Raw genomic sequence first — 26,459 nt, 5'->3', positions numbered from 1 at the left:
TATAAGAATGGTAAATATCTGTCAAATTTTAATTACGTATGCTGTAACCATATCTTTACAGAAAATAAAGTGTGAATAAAAAAACGCCAATTAATAAATATCAATTGGCGCTTAAAAGAGGGATTAATTAAGGATATTAATCGTCAAGCTCTACCATTCGTCTTATCTGATCGCGATTAATTTGTTTCAATTGCCCAGTTTCTGCGTCTTTATAGGTAATTAATCCAGTTTTTTCATCTTCTTGGGGTTTATCTGTTGTTAAAATCGTTTCCCCATTTACTGTTTCTATTTTTTGTGGAGTTGAACAACCCGCAACTAATAAAAGTGATGTAGAGATAGCAACAACTGAGAAAATAGAATTTAATTTCATAGTATTTTTCCTTTTTTCATCAATGTAATTTAATTCTAGTCAATGATGGATAACAGTGTTAGAAAAAAAGGAAAAATAAGATAATTCAAATCATTCAGAGCAAATTTCTATTTCAATGTCACTAATAGGATGACAGCTACAAGGTAAGATTTCATCGGGTTGGATAAATGCTAAAGGTTCATTGCGATAGCAAACCTTGCCTTTCACTAAACGTAGACGACAAGAGCCACAATAACCTTCACGGCATTGGTATTCGACTTGGACTTTTCCATGCTCTAAAGCATCAAGCAATGAAGGATGGGTGTCAGTATGAAACTCTAGCGGTGTTGAAAGACCCTGCTGATGCAGGGTCACTTTATGAGATGCCATAACGTATCAGTGTTATTTCTCGGTATTACAGTTCAAAATTACTCAAGTCATCAGTATCAACTTGTGAATCAATTTGACCCACAAGATAAGAACTGACTTCAACTTCTTGAGGTGCTACTTGAACGTTGTCAGACACTAACCATGCATTGATCCATGGAATAGGATTTGAGCGTGCTTTAAATGGTAATTTAAGACCTACTGCTTGCATACGAATATTTGTAATGTATTCAACATATTGGCAGAGGATTTCTTTATTTAAACCAATCATAGAGCCTTCTGAGAATAGGTATTCAGCCCACTCTTTTTCTTGCTCTGCGGCTTCAACAAACAAGTCATAACATTCTTGTTCACATTCTGTGGCTATTTCTGCCATTTCAGGATCGTCTTGACCTGAGCGCAGTAGATTCAGCATGTGTTGTGTGCCAGTTAAGTGCAATGCTTCATCACGTGCAATCAATTTAATGATTTTTGCATTACCTTCCATTAATTCACGTTCAGCAAAGGCGAATGAACACGCAAAGCTCACATAGAAACGAATTGCTTCTAACGCATTAACACTCATGATACACAAATAAAGTTGTTTCTTTAATTTGCGTAAAGTCACATTAACGGTTTTGCCTTGAACATGATGATCACCTTCACCATACATATGATAAAGGTTAGTTAATCTGATTAACTCATCGTAGTAAGAAGAAATATCACGCGCACGTTTTAAAATTTCTTCATTTTCAACGATATCATCAAATACGACAGAAGGATCGTTAACGATATTACGGATAATATGAGTATAAGAGCGCGAGTGAATGGTTTCAGAGAATGACCATGTTTCAACCCATGTTTCTAACTCAGGGATCGAGATTAAAGGCAAGAATGCTACGTTAGGGCTTCTACCTTGAATCGAATCCAATAGTGTTTGATATTTTAAATTACTAATAAAAATGTGTTTTTCATGATCGGGTAACGCATTGTAGTCAATACGGTCACGAGAAACGTCCACTTCTTCTGGACGCCAGAAGAAGGAGAGTTGTTTTTCAATTAGCTTTTCAAAAATAGGATATTTTTGCTGATCATAACGCGCTACGTTAACAGGTTGCCCAAAAAACATGGGCTCCTTCATTTGATCATTTTTAACTTGTGAAAAAGTAGTATAAGACATAGCTTCCTCAATTAAATTTTACACGCGCCGCCTTCACAATCTGAATCTTCCGTCTCAACGACTTCTTCCAGATCACCCTGTACATCATCTGCACCATCACGGGTATTGTGATAATAAAGTGTTTTCACACCATATTTGTAAGCGAGCAGCAAATCTTTCAGCAGTTGGTTCATTGGAACCTTACCGCTAGGGAAACGAGTAGGATCGTAGTTAGTGTTCGCTGAAATCGCTTGGTCAACAAATTTTTGCATAATGCCCACTAACTGCAAATAACCTTCAATACTTGGCATTTGCCACAGTAATTCATAAGCGCCTTTCAAACGCTCATACTCAGGAACCACTTGACGTAAAATACCGTCTTTAGAGGCTTTAATGCTGATATAACCACGAGGTGGCTCGATACCATTGGTTGCATTCGAAATCTGAGAAGAGGTTTCTGATGGCATCAGTGCAGACAATGTTGAGTTACGTAAACCGTGCTCTTTAATATCTTTGCGTAAGCCTTCCCAGTCGTAATGTAGAGGTTCTTTTGTCAGAACATCTAATGATTTTTTATAGGTATCAATAGGTAGAATACCTTCAGCGTAAGTGGTTTCATTAAACCATGGGCATGCGCCTTGTTCTTTCGCTAATTCATTAGATGCTTTTAATAAATAGTATTGAATTGCTTCAAATGCACGATGAGTTAAGTTATTTGCACTACCATCAGAGTAGCGAACACCGTGTTTTGCTAAGTAATAAGCAAAGTTAATAACACCAATACCTAAGGTACGACGGCCCATAGCACCTTGTTTAGCGGCTAAGATCGGATAATCTTGGTAATCTAATAGCGCATCCAGTGAGCGAACAGCTAAACGAGCTAGCTCTTCTAAATCATCAAGATTTTCAATTGCGCCTAAGTTAAAGGCCGACAAGGTACAAAGTGCAATTTCACCATTAGGATCTTTAATATCATTTAATGGTTTAGTCGGTAGTGCAATTTCTAAACACAGGTTTGATTGGCGGATAGGTGCAATGGCCGGATCAAATGGGCTGTGCGTATTACAGTGGTCAACGTTTTGAATGTAAATACGACCTGTAGATGCACGTTCTTGCATCATTAATGAGAATAGCTCAACCGCTTTAACTTGTTTTTGGCGGATGCTCTTATCTTTCTCATATTGTACATATAGGCGTTCAAATTCATCTTGGTTGGCAAAGAAAGCATCATATAAACCTGGAACATCAGAAGGACTGAATAAGGTAATATCCTGACCTTTGATTAAACGTTCATACATTAATTTGTTTAATTGCACACCGTAATCTAAATGACGAACACGGTTATCATCAACACCACGGTTGTTTTTCAGTACTAGTAGGCTTTCAACTTCTAAATGCCACAATGGGTAGAACAGTGTGGCAGCTCCACCACGAACACCACCTTGCGAGCAAGATTTCACCGCAGTTTGAAAGTGTTTATAGAAAGGAATACAACCTGTATGGAACGCTTCGCCATTACGAATAGCACTGCCTAATGCACGAATACGTCCCGCATTGATACCAATACCTGCACGTTGAGAAACGTATTTTACAATAGCGCTTGATGTAGCATTGATAGAATCAAGGCTATCGTCACATTCAATCAATACACAAGAGCTAAATTGACGAGTTGGTGTTCTGACACCAGCCATAATTGGCGTTGGTAATGAGATTTTAAAAGTAGAAATCGCATTATAAAAGCGTTCGATATAGTCCATACGTGTTGCTTGTGGATAACGGGAAAACAAGCAAGCCGCAACTAAAACATATAAAAATTGTGCACTTTCGTAAATTTCGCCAGTAATGCGGTTTTGAACGAAATATTTACCTTCTAACTGTTTAACTGCAGCATAAGAGAAGTTCATATCACGTTGATGAACAATAAAATTATTCATCTGTTCAAATTCTTCTTGGGTGTAATCTTCAAGAAGATGACGGTCGTATTTACCTAAATCAACTAATTTTTTAACGTGCTCATAGAGCGTTGGTGGCTCAAATTGGCCATAGGCTTTTTTACGTAAGTTAAATACGGCAAGACGGGCAGCAAGATATTGATAATCAGGAGTTTCACCTGAAATTAAGTCTGCAGCAGCTTTTACCAGTGTTTCATGGATATCAGCAGTTTTGATACCATCATAAAACTGAATCTGAGAACGTAATTCAACTTGTGATACAGAGACATTTTCTAGGCCTTCAGCAGCCCAGGCGATTACACGGTGAATTTTGTCTAAGTCAATGCGTTCTTTATGACCATCACGTTTTGTGACGAGCAGGCTGTGATTCATGAGCGATGCACCTTTCTTGCATTAGTGCTACCTGAAATTTTATACCGCAAAAAAACGCTCCCGATGACAATGTGTGTCAAGGAGTCTTGTGGTGTGAAATTTAAGGAAACACAATATATAGGGGTTAGTTCAAATGGTGATAACAAGATAAAGGTAATTGAGAGATTGATCAAGTGTACAAATCTGATTGTTTCTGTGGATAAATAGGGGATAAATTTTTTAATAACTGCCCGTACCCTGCATAAATACAGGCAGTAAGAAACTCAAATTCAAGTGACAATGATGTAAAGTCAATTTTAAAAAATGTGATCGTTTGATGTTTTATTAAACCAAATCAAACTTTCAGTTTCACGAATTCGAGTTATGTGTCGATTGTGTGTGCACCATATAATTCACATCGACATTTGGCGCTAATCGGAATTTGTCAGTGATTGGGTTATAATGTAAGCCAATCATATTTTTGCTACGTAAGTCGGTTTCATCAACCCAACTGAGCAGTTCTGATGGACGAATAAACTTATTAGCATCATGTGTGCCCTTAGGTACCATATTTAGAATATACTCCGCACCTACCACCAGCATTAGCCATGCTTTTTTATTGCGATTGATGGTTGAGAAGAAAACATGTCCACCGGGTTTTACCAATTTTGCACAGGCTCTTACGACGGAAGAAGGGTCTGGAACGTGTTCTAACATCTCCATACAGGTGACAACATCGTAAGCATGTGGGTTATCATTCGCATGGTTTTCAACGGTATCTTGAATATAAGTCACAGGAATACCTGACTCTAGTGAGTGCAAGCGTGCAACTTGTAATGGCTCTGTGCCCATATCAAGGCCTGTAACTTCGGCACCGACACACGCCATACTTTCAGATAAAATACCGCCACCACAGCCAACATCGAGGACTTTTTTTCCAAATAAGCCGTCAGCACGTTCTTGGATATAGTTAAGTCTTAGTGGGTTTATACGGTGTAATGGTTTAAATTCACCTTCAAGATCCCACCAGCGTGATGCGACGCTTTCAAACTTGTCGATTTCATGCTGATCCACGTTAGCATGTAAAGAGGTTGTTTTATCATTCATCAGAAAGTATTACTCCTATTTTTATATTGCCATGATTCTACCAACGTTAGACGGTGAAATCGAAGAGAATAGCGAAAGGATCATTAATTTAGTTGTTTCCTTTTTCCAAAAATTGGCGATTTGTGGTATAGTTCTAAACCTTTGAATCCGTAGTATGAGGGACAGTGGCTCCATGAGCGACATTGCCAGAGAAATCACACCAGTTAATATCGAAGAAGAGCTGAAAAGCTCATATTTGGATTATGCGATGTCAGTTATTGTAGGACGCGCATTACCCGATGTTCGAGACGGACTGAAGCCAGTACACCGCCGAGTTCTTTTCGCGATGAATGTACTAGGAAACGATTGGAATAAACCTTATAAAAAATCAGCCCGTGTTGTTGGGGATGTTATCGGTAAATATCACCCGCACGGTGACATTGCTGTCTATGAAACGATTGTTCGTTTAGCACAGCCTTTTTCTATGCGCTACATGTTGGTTGACGGGCAGGGTAACTTCGGGTCAGTTGATGGTGACTCGGCGGCTGCAATGCGTTATACCGAAGTTCGTATGGCGAAAATCGCCCATGAACTGCTGGCGGATTTGGAAAAAGAAACGGTTGATTTTGTTCCTAACTATGATGGAACAGAACATATTCCAGCAGTTATGCCAACCCGTGTTCCAAACTTGCTAGTCAATGGTTCATCAGGGATTGCGGTGGGGATGGCAACAAACATTCCTCCACATAACCTAGGCGAAGTTATCAACGGCTGTCTTGCTTATGTTGATAACGAAGACATCACTATTGAAGAGTTGATGGAACATATCACGGGGCCTGATTTCCCGACTGCCGCTATTATTAATGGTCGCAGAGGAATTTTAGATGCTTACCGTACTGGTCGCGGAAAAATTTATATCCGTGCTCAGGCTGATATTGAAACTGATGAGAAAACCGGTCGCGAAACAATTATCGTAACGGAAATTCCTTATCAGGTGAATAAAGCGCGTTTAATTGAAAAAATAGCAGAGCTTGTTAAAGACAAACGCATTGAAGGTATTAGCGGATTACGTGATGAGTCTGATAAAGATGGCATGCGTATTGTTGTTGAAATCAAACGTGATGCTGTGGGTGAAGTAGTATTAAATCACTTGTTCTCACAAACACAAATGCAGGTTTCTTTTGGTATTAATATGGTTGCACTTCACCAAGGTCAGCCAAAGCTATTAAATCTAAAAGAAATTATTTCTGCTTTTATTCGTCACCGTCGTGAAGTCGTTACTCGTCGTACTATCTACGAATTACGCAAGGCGCGTGATCGTGCTCATATCTTAGAAGCACTGGCTGTTGCATTGGCGAACATTGACCCTGTTATTGAAATGATCCGCCAAGCACCAAACCCAGCAGAAGCAAAAGCAGCGTTAATCGCACAACCTTGGGATTTAGGTAGTGTTTCAACCATGTTAGAACGTGCTGGTGACAGCAATGTTGCTCGTCCTGAATGGTTAGAGCCACAATATGGTGTGCATGATGGTAAATACTATCTTACAGAACAACAAGCTCAAGCTATTTTGGATCTGCGTTTGCAGAAACTAACCGGTCTTGAACATGAAAAACTGTTAGATGAATACCGTGACTTATTGCTTCAAATTGCTGAATTACTACATATCTTAAGAAGCCCTGAGCGCTTGATGGAAGTCATTCGAGAAGAGCTAAATGCGATTAAAGATCAATATAACGATCCACGTCGTACTGAGATCACTGAAAATACAGCAGATATTAATATTGAAGACCTGATTAATGAAGAAAATGTGGTTGTTACACTTTCTCATCAGGGTTACGTTAAATATCAGCCACTTACCGATTATGAAGCGCAACGTCGTGGCGGTAAAGGTAAGTCTGCAGCAAGAATTAAAGAAGAAGACTTTATTGATCGTCTGCTGGTGGCTAACACCCATGACACCATTTTATGCTTCTCAAGTCGTGGTCGTCTCTATTGGATGAAAGTTTACCAGTTACCAGAAGCAAGTCGTGGTGCTCGTGGTCGTCCGATTATCAACTTATTACCTCTTGAGCAAAATGAACGTATTACGGCTATTTTGCCAGTGAGAGAGTATGAAGAAGGTAAGTTTGTCTTTATGGCAACGGCAAGCGGTACAGTGAAGAAAACACCTCTGCAAGATTTTAGCCGTCCTCGTAGCGCAGGTATTATCGCAGTCAACTTAAATGAAGGCGATGAGCTAATTGGTGTTGACTTAACCGATAGCACGAACGAAGTTATGCTGTTCTCTGCTGATGGTAAAGTGGTTCGCTTTGCAGAAGATTGTGTTCGTCCAATGGGCCGTACTGCGACAGGTGTTCGTGGTATGAAACTGATTGATGACGACAAAGTCGTTTCTCTGATCATTCCTCGTGGTGACGGCGATATTTTAACTGTCACTGAAAATGGTTACGGTAAACGAACTGCACAAAGCGAATACCCAACGAAGAATCGTGCTACACAAGGCGTTATCTCTATTAAAGTGAGTGAGCGTAACGGTAAAGTGGTAGGTGCAATTCAAGTTGAAGAAACTGACCAAATTATGATGATCACTAATGCAGGTACATTAGTTCGTACTCGTGTTTCAGAGGTCAGCATTGTTGGACGTAATACACAAGGTGTTACCTTAATTCGTACAACAGAAGATGAGTTGGTCGTTGGCTTACAGCGTGTTGAAGATGAAGATGACGCATTAGATGATGATGAGGTTAATGAGGTTATTAACGAAACATCATCTGAAGAGCCTGGATCAGATTTAGCTAATGATGCAGACGAAGAATAATATTTATCATTATTGTGATGTATAAATAAAAGAAAGCAGGCATAATTGCCTGCTTTTTTTATGGTGGTAGGATCAGTGCATCATCAGAAATAATTATCCTGATGATAAAGATCATATTATTCAGACATACAGTAACTTCTGCTAGAATAGAATAAGTTTCTTAAGCGGTAGGAATATTGATTAGGGTGGTTGTTTGAGATATCTCTCGTCCTTTAAAACATCGTTAAAAATTTCCCGCTACCTTTTTCGCGTATTAGGTATCATGTTGTGGGCGATGGGGGCATTATTAACAATGTTTTACCTCATCAATATATTTAATGATACAAAGTCAGATATTAGGCAAGAGTATAGTAATAACTACACTAATCTCCTCAGTTTTTTTCGACAAACTTCTGGCACCATCCGTGATTTACAATACCTTGCAGAACGTCATCAAGAGCAAATTAATTTAAATCCAGGTATAAAAAATTCATTATTTTATGAAGGGCCATTTTCACTTCATAAACTCAATGAAACGGCGAACTGTGAATTATTTAAGGGACAAACCAATAACTATTTTCGTTCGTTTAACAGTATCTTATATTATTGGAAAGATAATACTCCTGCATTACAAGGGATAAACCAAGTTTTCATGGTAGGCTCGCACAGTATGTGCATGATTAATTTCCCTTTGCGCGCATCACCAGTAGATACTGAAATGTTGAAAAAGATGGTTTACGAAAATACACGTAATTACATTAATCAACGGGCGCAAGGCAAAGAAGTTAATCAATACTGGATAGTTCCTGATGCAAAAGGGGATAGTGGCATTTTATATGTTATGTCACCAGTTTATGCTTCGGGCAAATTTATTGGATTAATTGGTATTGAAAGAGCAATTCGTCTTGAATATTTCTCTCCAGCCAAAGATAGAGTAATTTCTATCCATCTTCTAAATAGCCGAAATACTACAGTATTAAGCTATCCTGCAGAAAATACTTATCGTTCTGTTAAGCAAGTTGCTGATGTGAGTGCTCCTTATTTTGGTTTTGATGAAGATTTCAGTGAGTTAGTTGCAAAACGAAAACTATTGCCATCTTCTTTTAGTGTGGTGTACTCATTACCACTAAAGCAAATTCTAAATGAATTTAAATTCACTATTTTTAATGCTCTGATTTTAAATATTATTTCTGCCATTTTTATTTTTATTTTTGTGTGGATCTTCGAAAGAAAAATATTCTCACCAGCAGAAAATAACGCTTCCCGATTAGAAGAGCATGAACAGTTTAACCATAAAATTGTGGCATCGGCGCCTGTCGGAATTAGTATTCTGAGAATACGCGATGGTATGATCATTTTAAGTAACGAATTAGCACATAACTATTTTCGGTTACTTAGTCACAGTGATAAGCAAAATATTTTATCTATTATTGCTGAGAAAAGTAGCAATATGGTTGATGTGGTAACGAATAACCGCAATCACTTACAAATTAGTTTTGTTAATTCACGCTATCAAAATGAAGATGTGGCTATCTGTGTTTTAGTGGACATTAGTGCTCGTGTTAAAATGGAACGTTCGCTACAAAATATGGCAACAGCGGCAGAACAAGCTAACCAAGCAAAATCAATGTTCTTAGCTACGGTGAGTCATGAATTACGTACACCACTTTACGGCATTATTGGTAATTTAGAGTTATTACAATCCTTTGCGCAAAATGATGATACAAGTCGATTATTAAAAACGATGGATAACTCCTCATCATTACTGCTAAAAATTATTAGTGATATTCTCGATTTCTCAAAAATTGAATCTAAACAATTAAAAATTGAGATTAAACCGTTTAATTGTCGCCAAGTACTCTCTTTTGTTATTTCTAACTATTTACCTTTAATTGCGAAAAAAGATTTAGCTATCTACTGCTTTATCGAACCAGATGTACCTAAAATTGTAAATAGTGATCCTGTTCGTGTACAACAGGTTATTTCTAATTTATTGAATAATAGTATTAAATTCACTACGACAGGATGTATTACTTTACATCTTTATAAAGATGAGTATTACCTGTATTTTGATATTCATGATACAGGACGAGGGATCGGTGAGAAGGCATTACATGAGCTTTTTGAACCATTCTTCCAAGTTTCACAAAATACAGAAAGTGCATCTGAAGGGACAGGATTAGGTTTAGCTATTTGTGAAAAACTCATTAACTTAATGGATGGTGATATCAGTGTTGTATCACAAGAAAATATTGGTAGTCGATTTACAGTTCGAATACCACTTTATGGTGCGTTAGAAGAGAGAGAACTTGCTACTGAAAAGGATATGTATAAAGAGAGCACTGTTCGTTGTTTTATTAATATCAAAAACCTTTATTTAGAAGGGTTTATTGGGCGATATCTCAATTACTTTGGGTTGAACTGTGAATTATTAACAGAAGAAACAACACTGTCTTCAACGGATTTTATTATCACAGACTTTGATTATCCGAGAAAGCATCATTGCCAATTTATTAGGCTCAATGAACACTACCTCGAGCCATCCAAAAAGATAGCAGAGAACATATGGGTATGTAGTACTTATAAGTTAAATGAATTAACAAAAATAATACTACAATTACCGCAAAGCAAAATTGAAGCAAATTGTGTTGATATGGCTGAGCTGAATACAGATTGTGGTTTACAAGCGTTGACCATTTTGATTGTTGATGATCATCCAATAAATCGCTTATTACTGACCGATCAGCTGAAAAAAATTGGTTTTAATACAGCAACTGCAGAAGATGGGTGTGATGCATTAGCCTATTTAGCGAAAAATCATATCGATATTATTCTGACTGATGTCAACATGCCGAATATGAATGGTTATCAGCTTGCAACTCACATACGAGAAATGGGGAGCGATATGCCAGTCATTGGCGTAACAGCGAATGCAATAGCAGAAGAAAAGCAACGTTGTATTGATGCCGGAATGAATGATTGTGTGTCTAAGCCTGTATCGCTTTCTATTTTAAGAGAAGTTCTGGTAGGACATATACAGAAAAAGTAGCTTATGTGTCATCATAAACTTAATAAATAGAGAAGAGATTAATCTCTTCTCTATTTATTAAGTTTAATTGTACGGATAAGGTAGACATAAAGAATGATACCGTAAATAACACATTCTATGGCTTTTAGGGCATTATCAGATAAAGGATGAGTTATAAGATATTACATCGGTTTAATGCTTACTGGGTGGGATACTGCGAAGAATAAAGACAAAAAAGCAGAGAAGCTCCCAAAATAGGTTGAGCTTCCTGATTTTATCGGTACTGCAAACGGTCGCTTGAAAAGATCAATCTGGGCCGTTAATTTCTTTATCAATAGTTACTGATGATAAGTAATTAAGTAATGCAATATCGTTATCAACACCCAGTTTCATCATTGCTGATTTTTTCTGGCTACTAATAGTTTTAATACTACGATTAAGTTTTTTTGCGATCTCAGTGACGAGAAAGCCTTCAGCAAATAATCTCAGTACTTCACTTTCTTTAGGTGACAAACGTTTATCGCCATAACCATTTGCATTGACTTTCTCAAGTAGCTTCGCGACACTTTCAGGCATAAATTTCTTGCCTTTTTGCAACGCTGCCAATGCTTTAGGTAGATCCGTTGGAGCACCTTGTTTAAGTACAATACCTTCAATTTCAAGATCAAGGACGGCACTTAAAATAGCTGGGTTGTTATTCATGGTAAGTACAATAATCGACAAATTCGGGTAATGTCTTTTGATGTACTTAATTAGTGTAATACCATCACCATACTTATCACCAGGCATAGATAAGTCAGTAATTAATGCATCTGCATTTAACTTAGGTAAGTTGTTGATAAGTGACGTTGAATCTTCAAATTCACCGACAACATTGACCCATTCAATTTGTTCTAAAGATTTACGAATACCGAATAAAACGATTGGGTGATCATCGGCAATAATAATATTAAGGTTATTCATGTTTAATTGTTACCTTGCTGCAGCAACTGTTGAATCCATTTATCCAGTTGAGTGATACGTTCTTTGATCTCTAATTCATTATGATTTTTTATGTCATGTTCTAAATATTCACAGCTTTCTCTGAGATATTCTAAATCTAACATGGCAAAAACCCCTTTTAGACGATGAGCTGTTTGGGCTAGAGAATGAAAGTCTTTATTTGTTGCCTCTAAGTGTAGTTTCTCAACATCAATAGGAACAGTACTGATAAATAGTTCCTTATAATCACTACCATTCAACTTCTTCCTATAATTATTAAGAATTACTTCGTAATTATCAAGGTTATTATTTTCATCCAAAATACTCTCTTCAGTTGTATCTAGAGAAAATGACTCATTTTCTTCAATTAAATAAGTAACAGCTTCTATTAAAGGATCACCGAAGTTATAGTTACACTTTATTAAATCTTTTGATATTTTTTCAAATCCAACAATAGAGCTCATTAATAATATTGTTGGGGACTCAGGGCTATCATCCGGAGTATCTTTAAGTATGATATCGTATTCGGGATAAAGATTCTCTCTATTTTTATCAAAGTATGTCGCGCCGTATTTATCAAGTTGTCGGCAGATGATTTTTTCTATTTCAGGGTTTTTTATGGCGAGTTTTGCGCTTATTCCTTCCAATAATACGTTAAAAGCTCGTTCTTCCGTATCTATATGCTGGTATGGGAGTGCAATTCGGAAATGAGAACCAATACTTTCTTGGCTCTTAATTGTTAGCTCACCCTGAATTTTATTACACAACAAATGGCATAAATAAAAAATAATCCCAGAATTGGAATAATATTTATCTCCCATTGCTTGCCCTAGGAATGGGTATTTTATATTAGCGATATCTTGTGGTGTTAGCCCACTTCCACTATCAATAATATCAATAAGTATTTCTTCTTTATCTTTATTTTTAACTAAATTTAGATTAACAGTTATTTTTCCATAGTTAGTCGTACTAATGGCATAATTAATCAATGATAAAATAATCTTACTTAATGCGGGGCCATCATTAATTAAAAGTAAACCAGGCCTTATATTATTATGGAAATAAAGGGTTAAACCTTTTCTTATCATAAATGGTGATGCAGTTATCAAAATAGATTCAACTAATGTTGAAAGCTCAAATTCATCCTTGTGAATTTTCCATTCTTGATTTTCTAACTTATTAATTAACGTAATATTTTCTATCCATTCGGAAATGTAATTTGTTTTTTCTAATAATAAGCTAAGCAATTGCTGATGGGTACTTTCGGGCAATAATTCTTTGAATTGATAAACCATCTCATTTATATCTTTGATAGGACGCATTAATTCTAATGACATATTAGATAAGATCTTACGTCGTGCGATGGTATTTTTTTCATATTCTTGCTGTGCAAGTTGTAATTTTTTATTGATAAGTGCTTCGTTGTCTTTATTCAGAAATATGAATAATGACGTATTATCAATATTGCTGTTATTGCTGGTTCTAATCTCATAAATCTCATTATTGATCGCTGTTTGGATTAAGCCGTTATGTTCAATCGCCATCTGTCGGATCTTTGATAAATCGATATGAGGTAATAGTTTTTCAGCATGGCTGTTGCTAATAATTTTATGGTTAGAAGAAAAATTGTATACCAATAACCCGATTGGAAGATTAGAAATGATGTCGTTAGTCATCTCTTCTTTGATGCGTAGATTACGAGTCATTGAGATGTACGGGAAAACATACTTGTTACGTATATAGATGTGTCCGAAAACAGAAACTGAAATAAAAGCAAGTAGGCTAATTAATAACCAGATGTTTTTATAAGCAATCTCTTTGATAATTAATTTCAACGGATATTCATAAGAAAGTGAATAGGGAATGCCCACAATAGGTTGAGAAAAAATCAAAGAAGAGCCGTCGGTTGAAATTTCAATGCTATTTTTATCGTAAACCGACTGTTGGCCTGTTGGCAGTAATCTTAAGTAGTGCGGCGATAGTTCTGAAGGTAAAAAATTATTGATAGGTAAATCAAAAGCGACCACGCTAGTAAGTTGCCCTGGCACATTAAACATAATGCGGTAGGTATAGTAATAGATATTTTCTGTAGACATCTTTCTAATAGGGGAAAGACTCTCTTTTTCATCTAAAGCGGTTGATTGCATCAACAGCTCAGAGCGTTTGTTCTCAGCGGTTAGCGTTAGGTAGCTTTCTTTGTAACGAATTTCTGGTTTAAGGACAGAGTGAGTCGTAATTAAGATAAGATCATTTCCTTTACCATTTAGATAATAAAGTGAACTGTAATCATTACGTACACCCCAGATAATTTCGAGTGAATTAGCAAAGCGTTGTGCTAGCTGGAACGTTTGTTCGTTAGGTTTACCAAATATAATGGCATCTACAGTTTGATCTCGACCTTCAAGCCAAAAGACATCAGAGCGTAGTTTTATTGGAGTTAGTGGTAAAGATGGAAAGAGGGTCGTGTCTGATATTTTATTTGATAACTGAAAAAGCTGATTAGAGTGATAACGGTAATCTTCAACCTGCAAAGCAAATTTATGAGTCGTGTTGTTAATAGCATTCTTTTTACTATCGAGCCAAGTATCAAAATAGCTGTAAGCGTATAGAAAAAGTGATATGACCATAAAAAGAAGAAACAGGACATATAAGCGAGTTAGTGTATTTGGCTTGAGTTGGTTCAATGTACGCATTCAGTTTGCGAGCCTTTAAGAGACAATGTAGTTAAAAAAGAAAAGTTGAATAAACAATCACCATTATTCAGCCATTATATTAACAGGTTATCGCTTTAAAAGGGATATTCGGATGAACTTTGAGCAAACAAACAAAAAAAACAGATTTTTTCACAATAGAAGCTAGACAGCGGGGTCAGAGATAGGCATAATTCGGCGCTATGGAAGGATGGCCGAGTGGCTGAAGGCAGCGGTCTTGAAAACCGCCGATGGGAAACCATCCTAGAGTTCGAATCTCTATCCTTCCGCCAGAATTAGCCGGCTTAGCTCAGTTGGTAGAGCAACTGACTTGTAATCAGTAGGTCACCAGTTCGACTCCGGTAGCCGGCACCATATAAGAACCCGTTATCTTGTAAGAGATAACGGGTCTTTTCTTATCTCTATTTTATTTACTGTCATATTTTCACCATCATCTTTTTAAGTCTTTTGCCTTCTCTGTTGTTCCACATATCTCACAATACCCTCTTGTTTATTATTTCTAATTATCAAAATTTAACCACCATATTAATGGGTTAGCATTTTTTAAGCAAAAAAAGACTGAGAATTGAGCAAACGGATAAAAAAGTCATTTTTTTTACAATCAGGACTAGACAGCGGGGTCAGAGATAGGCATAATTCCGCGCTATGGAAGGATGGCCGAGTGGCTGAAGGCAGCGGTCTTGAAAACCGCCGATGGGAAACCATCCTAGAGTTCGAATCTCTATCCTTCCGCCAGAATTAGCCGGCTTAGCTCAGTTGGTAGAGCAACTGACTTGTAATCAGTAGGTCACCAGTTCGACTCCGGTAGCCGGCACCATATAAGAACCCGTTATCTCGTAAGAGATAGCGGGTTTTTTCTTTGATTAAATCTTAATGCTAAAGCATGTATGTACTAAAAAAACACCACATTAATAAAAAGATAGTGGTGTTTTTAGAGATTATAATGATTACCAGCCCATAACCGACCAGTTAAATACTCGCCCCAAGATTTTCACTTCTTCTAATGTGGAACGTTCATCAGGATAATCAACCGTATTATAACTACGAATGATAATAGTGTTATTAGGGAGCCGATGTAAAATTTTAACTCTTAAAAGATCACCTTGTTGAATAGCATAAATACCACCATCAACAATTTTTGTATGTCCTGTGCTGATAGTCACTATAGAGCCATCAGGAATAACAGGAGACATACTGTCGCCATGTACTTTAAAAGCAACGGCATCACTAGGTTGTACACCGTAGCGATTAAATGTAGAACGAGAAAATCTCAACAATTCCACCTTTTGATTATCAGTGGTACAACTTCCGAAACCAGCAGCTAATTCAATAGTAGTATAGAAGGGAATTTCAACTTCATCTCGTTCTATTGGTGTACTATTATCCCAATCATCAACTGGAGTCATTTCATTTACTGAAATGCCGTCATTTCTTTTTGCTCCTCGCCCATATTCTAACCATTCCGGTCGAATATCTAACCATTGACTTAATGCTAAGATGTTTGTTGGATCAGGAATTGATTCACTGTTTAACCATTTCCAGACTGCGGGTGCACTGACTTTTATGCCTTGTTGAGCTAACGCGTCTGCAATTCTTTTGCCCAGACCACGACCAGCAATCCCTGAATCTAAACAAGCTTCTTGAAGCCGTTTTGTGAACTCCGTTTTATTATCGTTTTTAACCATTGGTTAATTTCCTTTGCCGCTTGACGCCACGTTGGTTAAAATATAACATTAACCACTAGTTAATAAAAGTGCGAAAAGTACAAAATAGTAACTAAATAAACCAATACAAGAGTGGTAAGTAAAAATCACGTTGAGATAACGCCGTAAAATGCGGGTGATTTAGATGCATAAATGCCATGCCTTGTCGTGGTAAATGGATGACCAAGTTAGTAATGATAGGAAATCAAAAGGAGCATTAAATGAGACTAGCAGACTTGCCTAAATATTTTTCACCAAAAAGCATTGTATTCAGTGATGTAGGAACTGTTAAACCAGTAGATTCGCTTTCTGTGACTGATGTGATGACATCAATTAGCCTAGTTACGCGAAAAGGGCGTATGGGCATAGAGTTGTTTTTAGCTAAACATAATATTAGTTACCCAGATGAAGCGATAGAAAGTCTTTATCAATATGCGTTAACTCAGGTATACCAATATAAAGCCATTGATAAACTAATTGAAAATGATAAAGCCAAGGTTTTACATATTATTGCCAATTATGCCTTTCAAGATTATGCAAGAAGTGCAGCAAGCAAAAAGGTTTGCCCTGATTGCAGTAATGGATTTATTGAAGTTGACGTTTTTACTACCAAAAGCTATACATCAAAACCAGTTAAAGGCTTTGAGCGAAATCTTAAAAATGAACTTAAAGCCAAACCTACAGGTAACACTTCTTACCGAGAAGTGAGAGAGACAACTCGAATTGTTTGCCCTACTTGTAAAGGGAAAGCTGAAATTCGCTTGGCCTGCCGTTGTCATGGGCGTGGGCAAGTTTTAGATAAAAAAGAGAGTGAAAAGCAGGGGATATCAGTTTTTAAACCTTGTAGTAAATGCGCAGGGCGCGGATATCCTCGCTTAAAATTCAGTGAAGTATTAGCGCAAGTACAAACGGTGGTGAGTGTTTCTAAAACAGTTGCATACAGTAACTATAAGGCATTATTTGAACATTTAGTGGAAGAATGCTTTAAAGAAGAGTCTTTATCAGAAAAAATTCTTCAAGAAGTGACTATTAGGTAATGATTTTCTATACTTATTCATTTTTATAGAATTTAATTATTGACTTTTGGAAAAAATAAACATACTATATCCCCACAGTGAGAGATTTGTATCTAAAGACCTCACAACAGAATATAAAAAGCCTCACTTAATGAATTGACCCCAGTTTATTAAAGTGAGGCTTTTTTGTATCTGCATTTTCTTAACGAATATAATGTAACAATATTTGTTAACGCTTATTGTCAATTGAAGACCACAATGTGGTCTTTTTTTATATCCGCCATTTATCTAATTAGATAAATAAAACATAAACATACTCATGTTAAAACCGCGTTTAAATTTAAGTACGGCAGATGAGTATCTTATTTATTACATTTCCTCCTATTGGAGGTAAGCCATGAGAAACAATGAAAGAAAATCCAGATTTATGGGAACAGATATTTATTGCTATTTCTTCAATGAAAGAACAAGGAATATCAGCCTCTCTAGCTGGAGGAATGGCTATTCTTCGAGGTTTATATAACGGCGGAGGATGGAAACAAACCTCTATAGATGGGCTGATGTGTGCAATGTTTGCTTGGTTCATTAAAGATATTCTAATTTTATTTAATATTAATCATGAGTTTGCTTATTTAGCCAGTGTATTTATTGGTTATATCGGAGTAGATTCCGTGAGTAAACTTCTAAAAGGAAGAGCAGGAGTTAAAAATGGCTAAAATAGCGCGAGGTGAGCGTAATAATAACCCTGGTAATATCCGGCATGGTTCGAAATGGCAAGGGTTATCTGCTGAACAAACAGATAAAGACTTTTGCCAATTTATTTCACCTGAGTATGGAATACGAGCCATCTACAAATTATTACAAACGTACCAAAAAAAATATGGTTTAAATACGATTAAAACCATTATCAATCGTTATGCTCCGCCTAACGAAAATAATACAATAGGCTATATTAATCGTATTTCAAAAGAAATAGGTATCGAAATTGACATACCTATTAATACACAATTAAAAAATATCATTATTCCTTTAGCAATAGCGATTGTTAATATTGAACTTGGCTACCAACCCTATTCTGAAAAAGTCTTTGAAGATGCTTGGTTATTATTATGATTTCTTCATCTAGAATAATGGTAATAGTTATTTTATGCCTAGGCACAGGATTGGTTTGGTTGATTGATAAAAATAAATCTTTGAAAAATGAATACGATGATATTTATCAATCTCTTATTCAACAAATTGCAGAGAATAAAGAATATCAATTAAGAATTAATCGACTTAATCAACTGGATAGTCGCCATTTACAGGAACTTACTCATGCAAAAAAAGAAATTGCTCAGCTGCGTGATCTTAGTGAACACAATCCTAAGCGGGTGTACGTCAATGCCGAATGTCCAAAAGCCTCTGCCACTTCCACCACCGGCTTGGATGATGCAAACGCCGCCAGACCTACTGACTCCGCTATCCGAAATTATTGGTTACTCAGAGAACGAGTTGCGCAGTCAGAGCAGATCATTTTAGGTTTACAGGATTATATTCGCCAAGAGTGTATTAATAATGGGTGATCTTATTGTATGTACAGGTGTTTTTTTATAGACATAGTTATGACGAAGTGTCAGCTATATGTCATGATTATGAGTGCTTACATTATATCAACAGACTTAGTAATATAACGCTATCCAACGTCACTATTAAAAACACCATGAAAATCACCCTTGCCACACACCATCACCTTTCTGTGCTTATTGAGTTAGACTCTTATGCTCAACAAAATTCTTCGCGTATTGAAGAAATTAAAGCTTGGCTATCTAGCCAAGCTATTTATCTTATTGAAGTTAACGCAGAGGTAGTGGGTTATGGGGTGATCCATTCTCACTTTTTTGGTTATCCTTTTATTGAACTTGTGATGATAGCTCACGATCAGCGCGGAAAAGGCTATGGCAAAGCATTGATCTTATTTTTTCAAGAACAACTAACAACAGAAAAATTGTTTACGTCAACGAATCAATCCAATACTAAAATGAAGAATTTACTGCTTCAGCTAGGATTTATTAAAAGTGGTTGTATTGAAAATCTTGATGAAGACGATCCTGAAGTTATTTTTTGTTTTATACAATAAAAGCCATCTTAAGTAGATGGCTTATTATTAAAATATAAAAACTATGCTTGTGTTTTGCATTCGCATTGTTCTGTAATCTCAACCGGAATGTAATAATTAACGTCTTTTAGCAGAGCGCTTGGTTGAGCTATAAGGTGTTCAATTACATACTTATCTTTAAAAATATATTCCTCAATATCAGCTAATCCTTTCTTTCTTGGTACATTTAATTTTTTAAGTAAAATACCATAAATATTATAAATAATGTCTTTATAATCGAGTTTTAATAATTCTTCAGGAATACTAAATTTTAAATATTTTACATTCTCAATTTTAGCTTGATTAGTAAAATTTGGATTATAAAAATCAGATTTATTTTCTATCATCGTGGCATATTTTACCGTTAATTCATTATTGTTTTTTGATAAAATATTATGTGTAGCAAAAACACGATCATATTTGTAATTTGCTGTTTTAAAAAAAATTTTCCAATAGAATTCACGTGGTTTTTCAGTAATGAAATTCCAGTCAATAACATTAGCTTTATAAATATGGTCTATTCCTATTAGTGAAAGGGAATTAATTGTAACGATTTCAATATCTAAGTTAAAACCCTTAAATTTTCTTAATGGCAAGGTAAAGCCGTGTGCTAACCAATTTTCTTTTCTACGATAATTATAAGGCGTCATATTGAACAGCTTTTTAAACGCTCTTGAGAATGTTTGTTGAGAATCAAACTGATATTTTAATGCAATATCAAGAAGGGGGGTTCTTTGTAAGCGTAATTCAACCGCCGCGCAAGAAAGGCGTCTAGCTCGAATATAAGAGGCTAATGTAAGCCCTGTTTGTTCTTTAAACATGCGTTGAAGATGCCATTTAGAATATCCTGATTTTTGTGAAACATTTTCAAGTTTTAGATCTTTCTCTAAATTTTCTTCAATCCAATAGATAATATCTGTAATGACATTTTCGCTAAACATATTTTAACTCTAATTAAAAAATTATAATTGGTGATATAAAACAATACGGGTATTTGATAAATTTACATAAGATACTGTAATGAATTCATTGGTGATTGTAAATTTATAAAAATATTTATCATTATCTAGGTTTAAAATAAGACGTCATCGTTAATAAAATAAATGATTAATTTTAACTTATTGATATTTAAGGAGAAGTGTTTTTATTTAGAAAGGATGAACGAGTAATTAGATAGTCTTTTTGAGCAAAAATCTAAGCTAAAAATGTTATTTTTATAAAACTATTAATCTATTTATTTAAAAATAGAATAATAAATAGTTAAAAGACTAATTGAATAGAATATAACTACTGTTATTAAGCTTAATTTAAAAAAATCAACTAAAAATAGAGAAAATAAGAGCCATCGGAAAACTAAGAGGCCAAGTTAAAGCGATTAATAATGCACTTAAAAGGCGCATAGCAACGCTGGGATCTTTAGTTAAAAAGAAAGTAATAATAAACGAGAACACAGCGCCAATAAGGTAGCTTATTCCAATAACAGAGATAGCAGACATAACGAATCATTCAGTAAATAGACTGTGGTAATTGTACTCCAAAATTGTTAAAGAAACAGGGGAATAGGGCAAACTTTTCGATAAATGTCATTACTAATGTGCAAATTTTAAACATTCATCTCACTTTTGATCGCTAGTTTCTTTTGGGGGTGATCACACAAGATAATAACAAGGTTACATCCGAAAAATCAAAATAATGAAATATAGTGAATTGATTTAATTCGTTATTTATAACAATCTTTATTGTCTTGAACTGATGCTTACTAAAAAATAAAACAAGAAGGCATAGATCTTTTTTAGCGACTTCACTATAAAAATTGAAATTTGCAAATGATGATTTTTAAGGCACGGTAGTGATGCAGAGGTAAACTATATGTTTGTAAAATACGCAGGTTAATTATATTGCATCATAATATCAACAGAATGTAACAAATGGAATGAATACCATTTTATACATACTTGTAGATAAATTAGCTTATGGATGGCGCGACTTAATGGATTTAAGCGTTAGCTAGGAAGCATTTTAAATCCCCTTTTCAATCTTTAAAGGGGATTTATTTTTATGTCTGTTTTGGATAGGGATTAATAGCCGTCACTACATTAAAATGGTAACTTACCAAAGTAGTAACCCGTCAATGACGTTTATTTTGATGAAAATAAACGCTGTTTTGATTAATAAACAATTAGCGTGGTGGTTTTTATGATCCCTTATCAATCAACTTTGACGTTTTGGTTTGAAGAGTGCACACCAGAGCAATGGTTTAAAAAAGATCTGCTGTTTGATAAAGAAATTAACCGTAGGTTTGGTGAATTATGTTTAAGCGCAAGTCGTGGTGAACTTGCGTCATGGCGTGAAACTATAGAAGGGCGTTTAGCTGAAATAATTATCCTTGACCAATTTTCACGTAATATTTGGCGTGATACGCCAAAAGCCTTTGCACAAGATAATATGGCTTTAATTTTAGCGCAAGAAGCTGTTCGTTTACCTGAATATCTAACGCTAACCCCCGTTAAGCGTAAATTTATGATAATGCCATTTATGCATTCAGAATCACCTAAAATACACCAAGATGCCGTCGTATTATTTTCTCAACTTAATGACGAAAATACGTATCAATATGAACTACGACATAAAGAGATTATCGATAAATATGGCCGTTATCCTCACCGTAATCAAATCTTAGGCCGTACATCGACACCTGAAGAATTAGAATTTTTACAGCAACCTGGCTCTTCATTCTAAAAAAAATGCATACCTAGAAAAGGTATGCATTTTTGTTTCTTTTTTATGGTTGATTAATCAGCCATAAAATCGAGGTCACATTGTAATATGCCATAAGTTATAGAAAGCGATACGGCCTGATAATTCAGCAATAATTACCGCAACAGCACAAGTGACTAGTGTCATTTTTGATGCCTGTGCTTTTAGGGCAGTAAATCCTACGATAACAATACCCAATGCTAATACCGCTAATTGGAATCCCCAGAAAAGAGATTGGTCAGCACTCAGTTGAGGGCCTGTAAAGCCTAGGAAGCTCACATAACCTGAGCGTGTAGCAAAAGTGATAATAGCACCGATAATAAAGGACAATGCGCCTAAACGTCTTGCGCCTGTTGCCATTGCCAGTACACCGCCACCCACTAAGAGGGTCATCCAAAATTGCAAGGTGGTGTAATCTGTATTCCAGTTAGCAATAGTTGGAATGTGGTAAACCTGAGGGATTGACCAAACAAAAGCTAAACCAAAAACAACGGTAAGCAGATTACAAATTTCACGTAATCCTTTCCATTTTTTCATTATAGTGAGTGCGACAGTTGCAAAAGCAAATCCCGTAAACACACCACTTAGAAAGGCTTCGTTACTCATTGGAGAACGGCCAACACCTAAGAGCATATTGAAAAAACGCAGTGGTTGACCAACGTGTAACCCACCAATACCTAAGCCAATTAATGTTAAGACTAAGGCTAAAATATTGGCATTACGCAGTTGGTTATCATCAATCTGACCTAATTTTTTACTGATATAAGCAATAAGAAACAGGCCTGCTGCTGAAGAACCTAAAACAGTAAAAAAGACTAGAGGAAGTTCATGCATGGTTTATACCTCCGCCGCATTTTGAACTGAGCCGGTTTTATCACCAGAAGGTTTTGCTTCTTTGTGTGCTTTGATAACGATATTTGGATTAGTCAGGCTTGGATCTGGCATTGGTGCAATACCGCACTCTGTGCCATGTTTCGCTCTGATCACTTCAATATCATCAAAATCAAGTGCGCGTTGAGGACAAGACTCAACACAAACCGGTTTCATGCCTTGTGCTACACGTTCATAGCAACCATCACACTTAGACATGAGTTTTTTCTTCTCATCGAATTGTGGCGCACCATAAGGGCAACGCAATTCGCAATAACGGCAACCAACACAAATATCTTGGTTAACAACCACTAAACCATCTTCTTCACGTTTATGCATAGCGCCAGTTGGGCAACCTGCAACGCAAGTAGGGTTTGAACAATGGTTACAAGAAATGGATAAATAATAACTATAGATATTTTGTGTCCAGATCCCGTCTTGTTTTGCCCAGCTACCACCGCCATATTCATAAACACGGCGGAATTTAGGGCCTAAATCTAAATCTTTTTCATCCTTGCAACTGACTTGACATGTTTTACAGCCAGTGCATTTAGTGGAGTCAAAATAAAAACCATATTGCTTCATGAGTTAACTCCTTATGCACGTTTCACTTCAACAAGGTTTGTATGTTGCGGATTTCCTTTAGCAAACGGCGATGGGTGCCAGCTTGTTAATGTATTAATACATCCACCAGTATCTACACCTGTTGTATCAAGTGAACGCCATGCACCTTGTGGTACTGCAATCACACCAGGTAATACACGATCAGTAACTTTGACAAGAATATTTAAGCGACCACGTCCGTTATAAATTTCAGCGATATCGCCTGATTTTAATCCGCGTTCTTGCGCATCAATTGGGTTTAACCAGAATTGATGTGGGATAGCTTCACGTAACATGGCAACGTTATAATAGCTCGAATGGACGTGACCTTTATCGTGGAAACCCGTCATTTGCAGAGGGAATTTCTCTTTAAGCTTAACGTTCTCAACACCTTCTTCATTCTTACAATATTCTGGAATAGCAGGAATACGGTCGCCTTCAGGTAAAACCCAGCCTTCAGTATCTTGCATTAATTTTTCAGAATAAATTTCAATCTTACCTGACGCTGTTTTTAATGGATTAGCGATAGGATCTTGACGGAATGCTTCAAGTGCGACGTATTGATTACGATTAGGTAATTTACGATCGATAATTCCCATATCATTGGTTTCTGCAAAAGTAGGCAATGCAGGGTTTTTCTCACGCATTTGGTTATAGCAATACTCAATCCACTCTTCGTAAGTCCGGCCTTCTGTAAATTGCGCTTTAGTACCCATTTTTTCTGCAATATCGGTTAAGACATCATAGCAAGGGCGGTTTTCCCAAAGCGGTTTAATCGCATTTTGTAAGCGGACAACATAGTGGTAAGCACCACTTGCGTAAGAGTTATTGATAAGATCGTTTGTTTCGACTGTTGTCACATCTGGTAGTAGAATATCTGCGTATTTTGCAGAAGGTGTCATGTGGTTATCCCACACTAAAATAAACTCACATTTTGATTCATCTTGCAGTAAATCATGGGTTTTATTTAGATCAGCATGTTGGTTACCAATCACGTTACTGGAATAACACCACATAAATTTAATGCTAGTATCGAGTTTATCTTTATTTCTAACACCTGCATTTTTACTCGTTAATTCCTCGCCACGTGCAATCGCTTCAGACCACATAAATGTTGGGATCAGCGTTTTTACTGGGTTAGGAAGTGCAAAGCTTGCTACAGGATAAGCAACGTTACCGCCCCAACAGCCAGTATTTGTACCTGGACGGCCAATATGACCAGACATTAATGGCAACATCATAATAGAACGGCAGGCTTGTTCGCCATTGGTAGTACGTTGAATACCCCAACCTTGAGAGATCCATGCGGCTTTTGCATTACCAATTTCACGTGCTAATTGAATAATACGCGCAACAGAAATGCCGGTTAGTTTGCTTGCCCATTCAGGGGTTTTAGCAATACCATCAGGACCATTACCTAAAATATAATCTTTATAAGAGCCATTTTCAGGTGCTGATGCTGGAAGTGTTTGTTTATCCCAACCGACGCAATATTCACGTAAGAAATCTTCATCGGTGATACCTTCTTGGATCATCACATAACCTAATGCTGCAACTAATGCGGCATCGGTACCTGGATAAATCGGTATCCACTCTGCACCCAGTGTTGTCACACTGTCAGTACGACGAGGGTCGATAATGATAACTTTACTTTTGCTCTTATCTAACGCATTCAGCGTTTCATAGAACTGACCACCACCTGACATACGTGTTTCTGCAAGGTTATGACCAAACATTACAACGAGATCTGAATTCTCAATTTCTGTTAACAGAGATTCCAACATATCGCCATAAACATAAGGAACGATACCTGTTAATTGAGAGTAAGAATAAGTACCGTAGTCACTTAAAAAGCCACCTACAGTGCTTAATAAACGTTTACATGCGGTTCTACCGTGTAAGTTTGCGCCAGTAGAGCCTGTACCGTATTGATAATAAATTGCTTCATTACCATACTTTTCAATGGTGTATTTTAATTTTTCGGCGATGATTGATGTCGCTTCATCCCAAGAAATGCGTTCAAATTTACCTTCACCACGTTTACCAACACGCTTCATTGGATATTTTAAACGGTCTGGATTGTAGGTTTTCCAACGAACAGAACGACCACGCAGACAAGGACGAATTTGGTGAAGACCGAATGTTGAATCGTCATACATAGTTTCATTAGAAATACGACGAATAACGCCATCTTTCACATGAACTTTTAATGGACAACGGCTACCACAGTTCACTAAGCATGCACTGTATTTGATAGTTTCTGAAGTCTCATCAGGACGAATACCCTGGGGGGTTTGAGCATTAGCAGCGAATGGTAATGAAACCGTTCCTGCAACAGCGGCAGCACCAGAAATAACTGCTGCTGACTGAATGAATCCACGCCGACTCATTTCAGTAATAGAAGTATTATTTTTAATTTTTGACATTGACATTACCCTAACATTTTTCACAACAAGTAAAGTTGTATATATATGTTAAGTTATAACCCTTCTACCTATAATGATTTATATCAATATAAAAAATGTTAATAACGTTATCTAAAAAAATAATTATTAAACAAATGGTTACATTTTTTGATAAATACCACTTT

General features: G+C 36.4%; 21 protein-coding genes and 4 tRNA genes. 12 read left to right on the top strand and 13 right to left on the bottom strand.

Translation table 11 applies throughout. The features are described from left to right. Positions 1–136: 136 nt before the first annotated feature. The 5 genes from ABN256_RS04190 to ubiG all read right to left on the bottom strand — a co-directional run bounded on the left by ABN256_RS04190 (position 137) and on the right by ubiG (position 5,284). Positions 137–370, bottom strand: a complete 234-nt coding sequence (locus ABN256_RS04190; RefSeq protein ID WP_349439167.1) for a YgdI/YgdR family lipoprotein — start codon at positions 368–370, stop codon at positions 137–139. Between the two features lie 90 nt (positions 371–460). Further along, on the bottom strand, positions 461–739 hold the full coding sequence (gene yfaE, locus ABN256_RS04185) for a class I ribonucleotide reductase maintenance protein YfaE (RefSeq protein WP_115350016.1): 279 nt from the start codon (positions 737–739) through the stop codon (positions 461–463). Between the two features lie 25 nt (positions 740–764). Continuing rightward, a complete protein-coding gene (nrdB, locus tag ABN256_RS04180; protein ID WP_349439166.1) occupies positions 765–1,895 on the bottom strand; it encodes a class Ia ribonucleoside-diphosphate reductase subunit beta in 1,131 nt (376 codons plus the stop codon). Between the two features lie 11 nt (positions 1,896–1,906). After that, positions 1,907–4,198, bottom strand: coding sequence for a class 1a ribonucleoside-diphosphate reductase subunit alpha (nrdA, locus tag ABN256_RS04175; protein ID WP_072068587.1), 2,292 nt, complete (start codon positions 4,196–4,198; stop codon positions 1,907–1,909). A 348-nt stretch (positions 4,199–4,546) separates the two neighbouring features. After that, positions 4,547–5,284, bottom strand: coding sequence for a bifunctional 2-polyprenyl-6-hydroxyphenol methylase/3-demethylubiquinol 3-O-methyltransferase UbiG (gene ubiG, locus ABN256_RS04170; protein ID WP_196553749.1), 738 nt, complete (start codon positions 5,282–5,284; stop codon positions 4,547–4,549). A gap of 172 nt (positions 5,285–5,456) precedes the next feature. Here ubiG and gyrA point away from each other — a divergent pair, with 172 nt between their 5' ends. Next, positions 5,457–8,084 carry a DNA topoisomerase (ATP-hydrolyzing) subunit A gene (gene gyrA, locus ABN256_RS04165; protein ID WP_349439164.1) on the top strand — a complete coding sequence of 876 codons (2,628 nt, stop codon included), beginning with the start codon at positions 5,457–5,459 and terminating at the stop codon, positions 8,082–8,084. A 193-nt stretch (positions 8,085–8,277) separates the two neighbouring features. Beyond that, positions 8,278–11,112, top strand: a complete 2,835-nt coding sequence (rcsC, locus tag ABN256_RS04160; protein WP_196553748.1) for a two-component system sensor histidine kinase RcsC — start codon at positions 8,278–8,280, stop codon at positions 11,110–11,112. A 285-nt stretch (positions 11,113–11,397) separates the two neighbouring features. Here rcsC and rcsB read toward each other — a convergent pair whose 3' ends face one another. Both rcsB and rcsD read right to left on the bottom strand, forming a co-directional pair. Next, a complete protein-coding gene (gene rcsB, locus ABN256_RS04155; RefSeq protein WP_036935620.1) occupies positions 11,398–12,054 on the bottom strand; it encodes a response regulator transcription factor RcsB in 657 nt (218 codons plus the stop codon). Between the two features lie 2 nt (positions 12,055–12,056). Beyond that, positions 12,057–14,765, bottom strand: a complete 2,709-nt coding sequence (gene rcsD / locus ABN256_RS04150) for a phosphotransferase RcsD (RefSeq protein ID WP_196553747.1) — start codon at positions 14,763–14,765, stop codon at positions 12,057–12,059. A 202-nt stretch (positions 14,766–14,967) separates the two neighbouring features. Here rcsD and ABN256_RS04145 point away from each other — a divergent pair. From ABN256_RS04145 to ABN256_RS04130, 4 genes are all read left to right on the top strand, one after another. Beyond that, positions 14,968–15,055: transfer RNA gene (locus ABN256_RS04145), tRNA-Ser, on the top strand. A 6-nt stretch (positions 15,056–15,061) separates the two neighbouring features. After that, a tRNA-Thr gene (locus ABN256_RS04140) sits at positions 15,062–15,137 on the top strand. Between the two features lie 293 nt (positions 15,138–15,430). Continuing rightward, a tRNA-Ser gene (locus tag ABN256_RS04135) sits at positions 15,431–15,518 on the top strand. Between the two features lie 6 nt (positions 15,519–15,524). Further along, a tRNA-Thr gene (locus tag ABN256_RS04130) sits at positions 15,525–15,600 on the top strand. 130 nt (positions 15,601–15,730) lie between these two features. Here ABN256_RS04130 and ABN256_RS04125 read toward each other — a convergent pair. Further along, a complete protein-coding gene (locus ABN256_RS04125; protein ID WP_349439162.1) occupies positions 15,731–16,468 on the bottom strand; it encodes a S24 family peptidase in 738 nt (245 codons plus the stop codon). 239 nt (positions 16,469–16,707) lie between these two features. Here ABN256_RS04125 and ABN256_RS04120 point away from each other — a divergent pair, with 239 nt between their 5' ends. The 5 genes from ABN256_RS04120 (at position 16,708) to ABN256_RS04100 (ending at position 19,621) form a co-directional block, all read left to right on the top strand. After that, positions 16,708–17,523 carry an antitermination protein Q gene (locus ABN256_RS04120; RefSeq protein ID WP_349439160.1) on the top strand — a complete coding sequence of 272 codons (816 nt, stop codon included), beginning with the start codon at positions 16,708–16,710 and terminating at the stop codon, positions 17,521–17,523. 386 nt (positions 17,524–17,909) lie between these two features. After that, complete coding sequence (locus ABN256_RS04115; protein WP_196553745.1) at positions 17,910–18,218, top strand: phage holin, lambda family; 309 nt, start codon at positions 17,910–17,912, stop codon at positions 18,216–18,218. Further along, on the top strand, positions 18,211–18,615 hold the full coding sequence (locus tag ABN256_RS04110) for a structural protein (RefSeq protein WP_196553744.1): 405 nt from the start codon (positions 18,211–18,213) through the stop codon (positions 18,613–18,615). Before ABN256_RS04115 ends, ABN256_RS04110 begins: the two co-directional genes overlap by 8 nt. Beyond that, positions 18,612–19,067: a lysis protein gene (locus ABN256_RS04105; RefSeq protein WP_196553743.1), complete on the top strand. Its 456-nt coding sequence runs from the start codon at positions 18,612–18,614 to the stop codon at positions 19,065–19,067. Before ABN256_RS04110 ends, ABN256_RS04105 begins: the two co-directional genes overlap by 4 nt. Before the next feature lie 137 nt (positions 19,068–19,204). Beyond that, entirely contained in the window at positions 19,205–19,621 is a 417-nt protein-coding gene (locus tag ABN256_RS04100) for a GNAT family N-acetyltransferase (protein ID WP_196553742.1), read from the top strand. Positions 19,622–19,662: 41 nt separating this feature from the next. Here ABN256_RS04100 and ABN256_RS04095 read toward each other — a convergent pair whose 3' ends face one another. Next, positions 19,663–20,580, bottom strand: a complete 918-nt coding sequence (locus ABN256_RS04095) for a helix-turn-helix domain-containing protein (RefSeq protein ID WP_349439159.1) — start codon at positions 20,578–20,580, stop codon at positions 19,663–19,665. 375 nt (positions 20,581–20,955) lie between these two features. Then, positions 20,956–21,135 (bottom strand): GhoT/OrtT family toxin, encoded by a 180-nt coding sequence (locus ABN256_RS04090; RefSeq protein WP_072068574.1) that lies wholly within the window; start codon positions 21,133–21,135, stop codon positions 20,956–20,958. Positions 21,136–21,835: 700 nt separating this feature from the next. On the opposite strand from ABN256_RS04090, the gene ABN256_RS04085 reads away from it, so the two are divergent. Further along, positions 21,836–22,378 carry a DUF924 family protein gene (locus tag ABN256_RS04085; protein ID WP_197269033.1) on the top strand — a complete coding sequence of 181 codons (543 nt, stop codon included), beginning with the start codon at positions 21,836–21,838 and terminating at the stop codon, positions 22,376–22,378. Positions 22,379–22,453: 75 nt separating this feature from the next. Here ABN256_RS04085 and ABN256_RS04080 read toward each other — a convergent pair whose 3' ends face one another. The 3 genes from ABN256_RS04080 to ABN256_RS04070 are packed head-to-tail and all read right to left on the bottom strand — an operon-like array spanning position 22,454 to position 26,295. Beyond that, positions 22,454–23,230, bottom strand: a complete 777-nt coding sequence (locus ABN256_RS04080) for a dimethyl sulfoxide reductase anchor subunit family protein (RefSeq protein ID WP_349439157.1) — start codon at positions 23,228–23,230, stop codon at positions 22,454–22,456. A 3-nt stretch (positions 23,231–23,233) separates the two neighbouring features. Further along, positions 23,234–23,851, bottom strand: coding sequence for a DMSO/selenate family reductase complex B subunit (locus tag ABN256_RS04075; protein ID WP_023581764.1), 618 nt, complete (start codon positions 23,849–23,851; stop codon positions 23,234–23,236). Positions 23,852–23,862: 11 nt separating this feature from the next. Continuing rightward, entirely contained in the window at positions 23,863–26,295 is a 2,433-nt protein-coding gene (locus ABN256_RS04070) for a DMSO/selenate family reductase complex A subunit (RefSeq protein WP_349439156.1), read from the bottom strand. Positions 26,296–26,459: the final 164 nt, after the last annotated feature.

The sequence above is a fragment of the Proteus sp. fly-1008 genome, from assembly GCF_040140305.1.
Taxonomy (GTDB): domain Bacteria; phylum Pseudomonadota; class Gammaproteobacteria; order Enterobacterales; family Enterobacteriaceae; genus Proteus; species Proteus vulgaris_B.
This window is presented reverse-complemented; position numbering and strand designations above follow the sequence as displayed.

Bases quoted from the DNA above. Each gene is read 5' to 3' on its own strand.
- rcsD (WP_196553747.1), bottom strand. From the start codon at position 14,765: ATGCGTACATTGAACCAACTCAAGCCAAATACACTAACTCGCTTATAT.
- ABN256_RS04105 (WP_196553743.1), top strand. From the start codon at position 18,612: ATGATTTCTTCATCTAGAATAATGGTAATAGTTATTTTATGCCTAGGC.
- ABN256_RS04100 (WP_196553742.1), top strand. From the start codon at position 19,205: ATGAAAATCACCCTTGCCACACACCATCACCTTTCTGTGCTTATTGAG.
- ubiG (WP_196553749.1), bottom strand. From the start codon at position 5,284: ATGAATGATAAAACAACCTCTTTACATGCTAACGTGGATCAGCATGAA.
- gyrA (WP_349439164.1), top strand. From the start codon at position 5,457: ATGAGCGACATTGCCAGAGAAATCACACCAGTTAATATCGAAGAAGAG.
- ABN256_RS04115 (WP_196553745.1), top strand. From the start codon at position 17,910: ATGAAAGAAAATCCAGATTTATGGGAACAGATATTTATTGCTATTTCT.
- ABN256_RS04095 (WP_349439159.1), bottom strand. From the start codon at position 20,580: ATGTTTAGCGAAAATGTCATTACAGATATTATCTATTGGATTGAAGAA.
- ABN256_RS04070 (WP_349439156.1), bottom strand. From the start codon at position 26,295: ATGTCAAAAATTAAAAATAATACTTCTATTACTGAAATGAGTCGGCGT.
- ABN256_RS04110 (WP_196553744.1), top strand. From the start codon at position 18,211: ATGGCTAAAATAGCGCGAGGTGAGCGTAATAATAACCCTGGTAATATC.
- rcsB (WP_036935620.1), bottom strand. From the start codon at position 12,054: ATGAATAACCTTAATATTATTATTGCCGATGATCACCCAATCGTTTTA.
- ABN256_RS04125 (WP_349439162.1), bottom strand. From the start codon at position 16,468: ATGGTTAAAAACGATAATAAAACGGAGTTCACAAAACGGCTTCAAGAA.
- ABN256_RS04080 (WP_349439157.1), bottom strand. From the start codon at position 23,230: ATGCATGAACTTCCTCTAGTCTTTTTTACTGTTTTAGGTTCTTCAGCA.
- ABN256_RS04075 (WP_023581764.1), bottom strand. From the start codon at position 23,851: ATGAAGCAATATGGTTTTTATTTTGACTCCACTAAATGCACTGGCTGT.
- ABN256_RS04120 (WP_349439160.1), top strand. From the start codon at position 16,708: ATGAGACTAGCAGACTTGCCTAAATATTTTTCACCAAAAAGCATTGTA.
- ABN256_RS04090 (WP_072068574.1), bottom strand. From the start codon at position 21,135: ATGTCTGCTATCTCTGTTATTGGAATAAGCTACCTTATTGGCGCTGTG.
- ABN256_RS04085 (WP_197269033.1), top strand. From the start codon at position 21,836: ATGATCCCTTATCAATCAACTTTGACGTTTTGGTTTGAAGAGTGCACA.
- ABN256_RS04190 (WP_349439167.1), bottom strand. From the start codon at position 370: ATGAAATTAAATTCTATTTTCTCAGTTGTTGCTATCTCTACATCACTT.
- nrdA (WP_072068587.1), bottom strand. From the start codon at position 4,198: ATGAATCACAGCCTGCTCGTCACAAAACGTGATGGTCATAAAGAACGC.
- yfaE (WP_115350016.1), bottom strand. From the start codon at position 739: ATGGCATCTCATAAAGTGACCCTGCATCAGCAGGGTCTTTCAACACCG.
- nrdB (WP_349439166.1), bottom strand. From the start codon at position 1,895: ATGTCTTATACTACTTTTTCACAAGTTAAAAATGATCAAATGAAGGAG.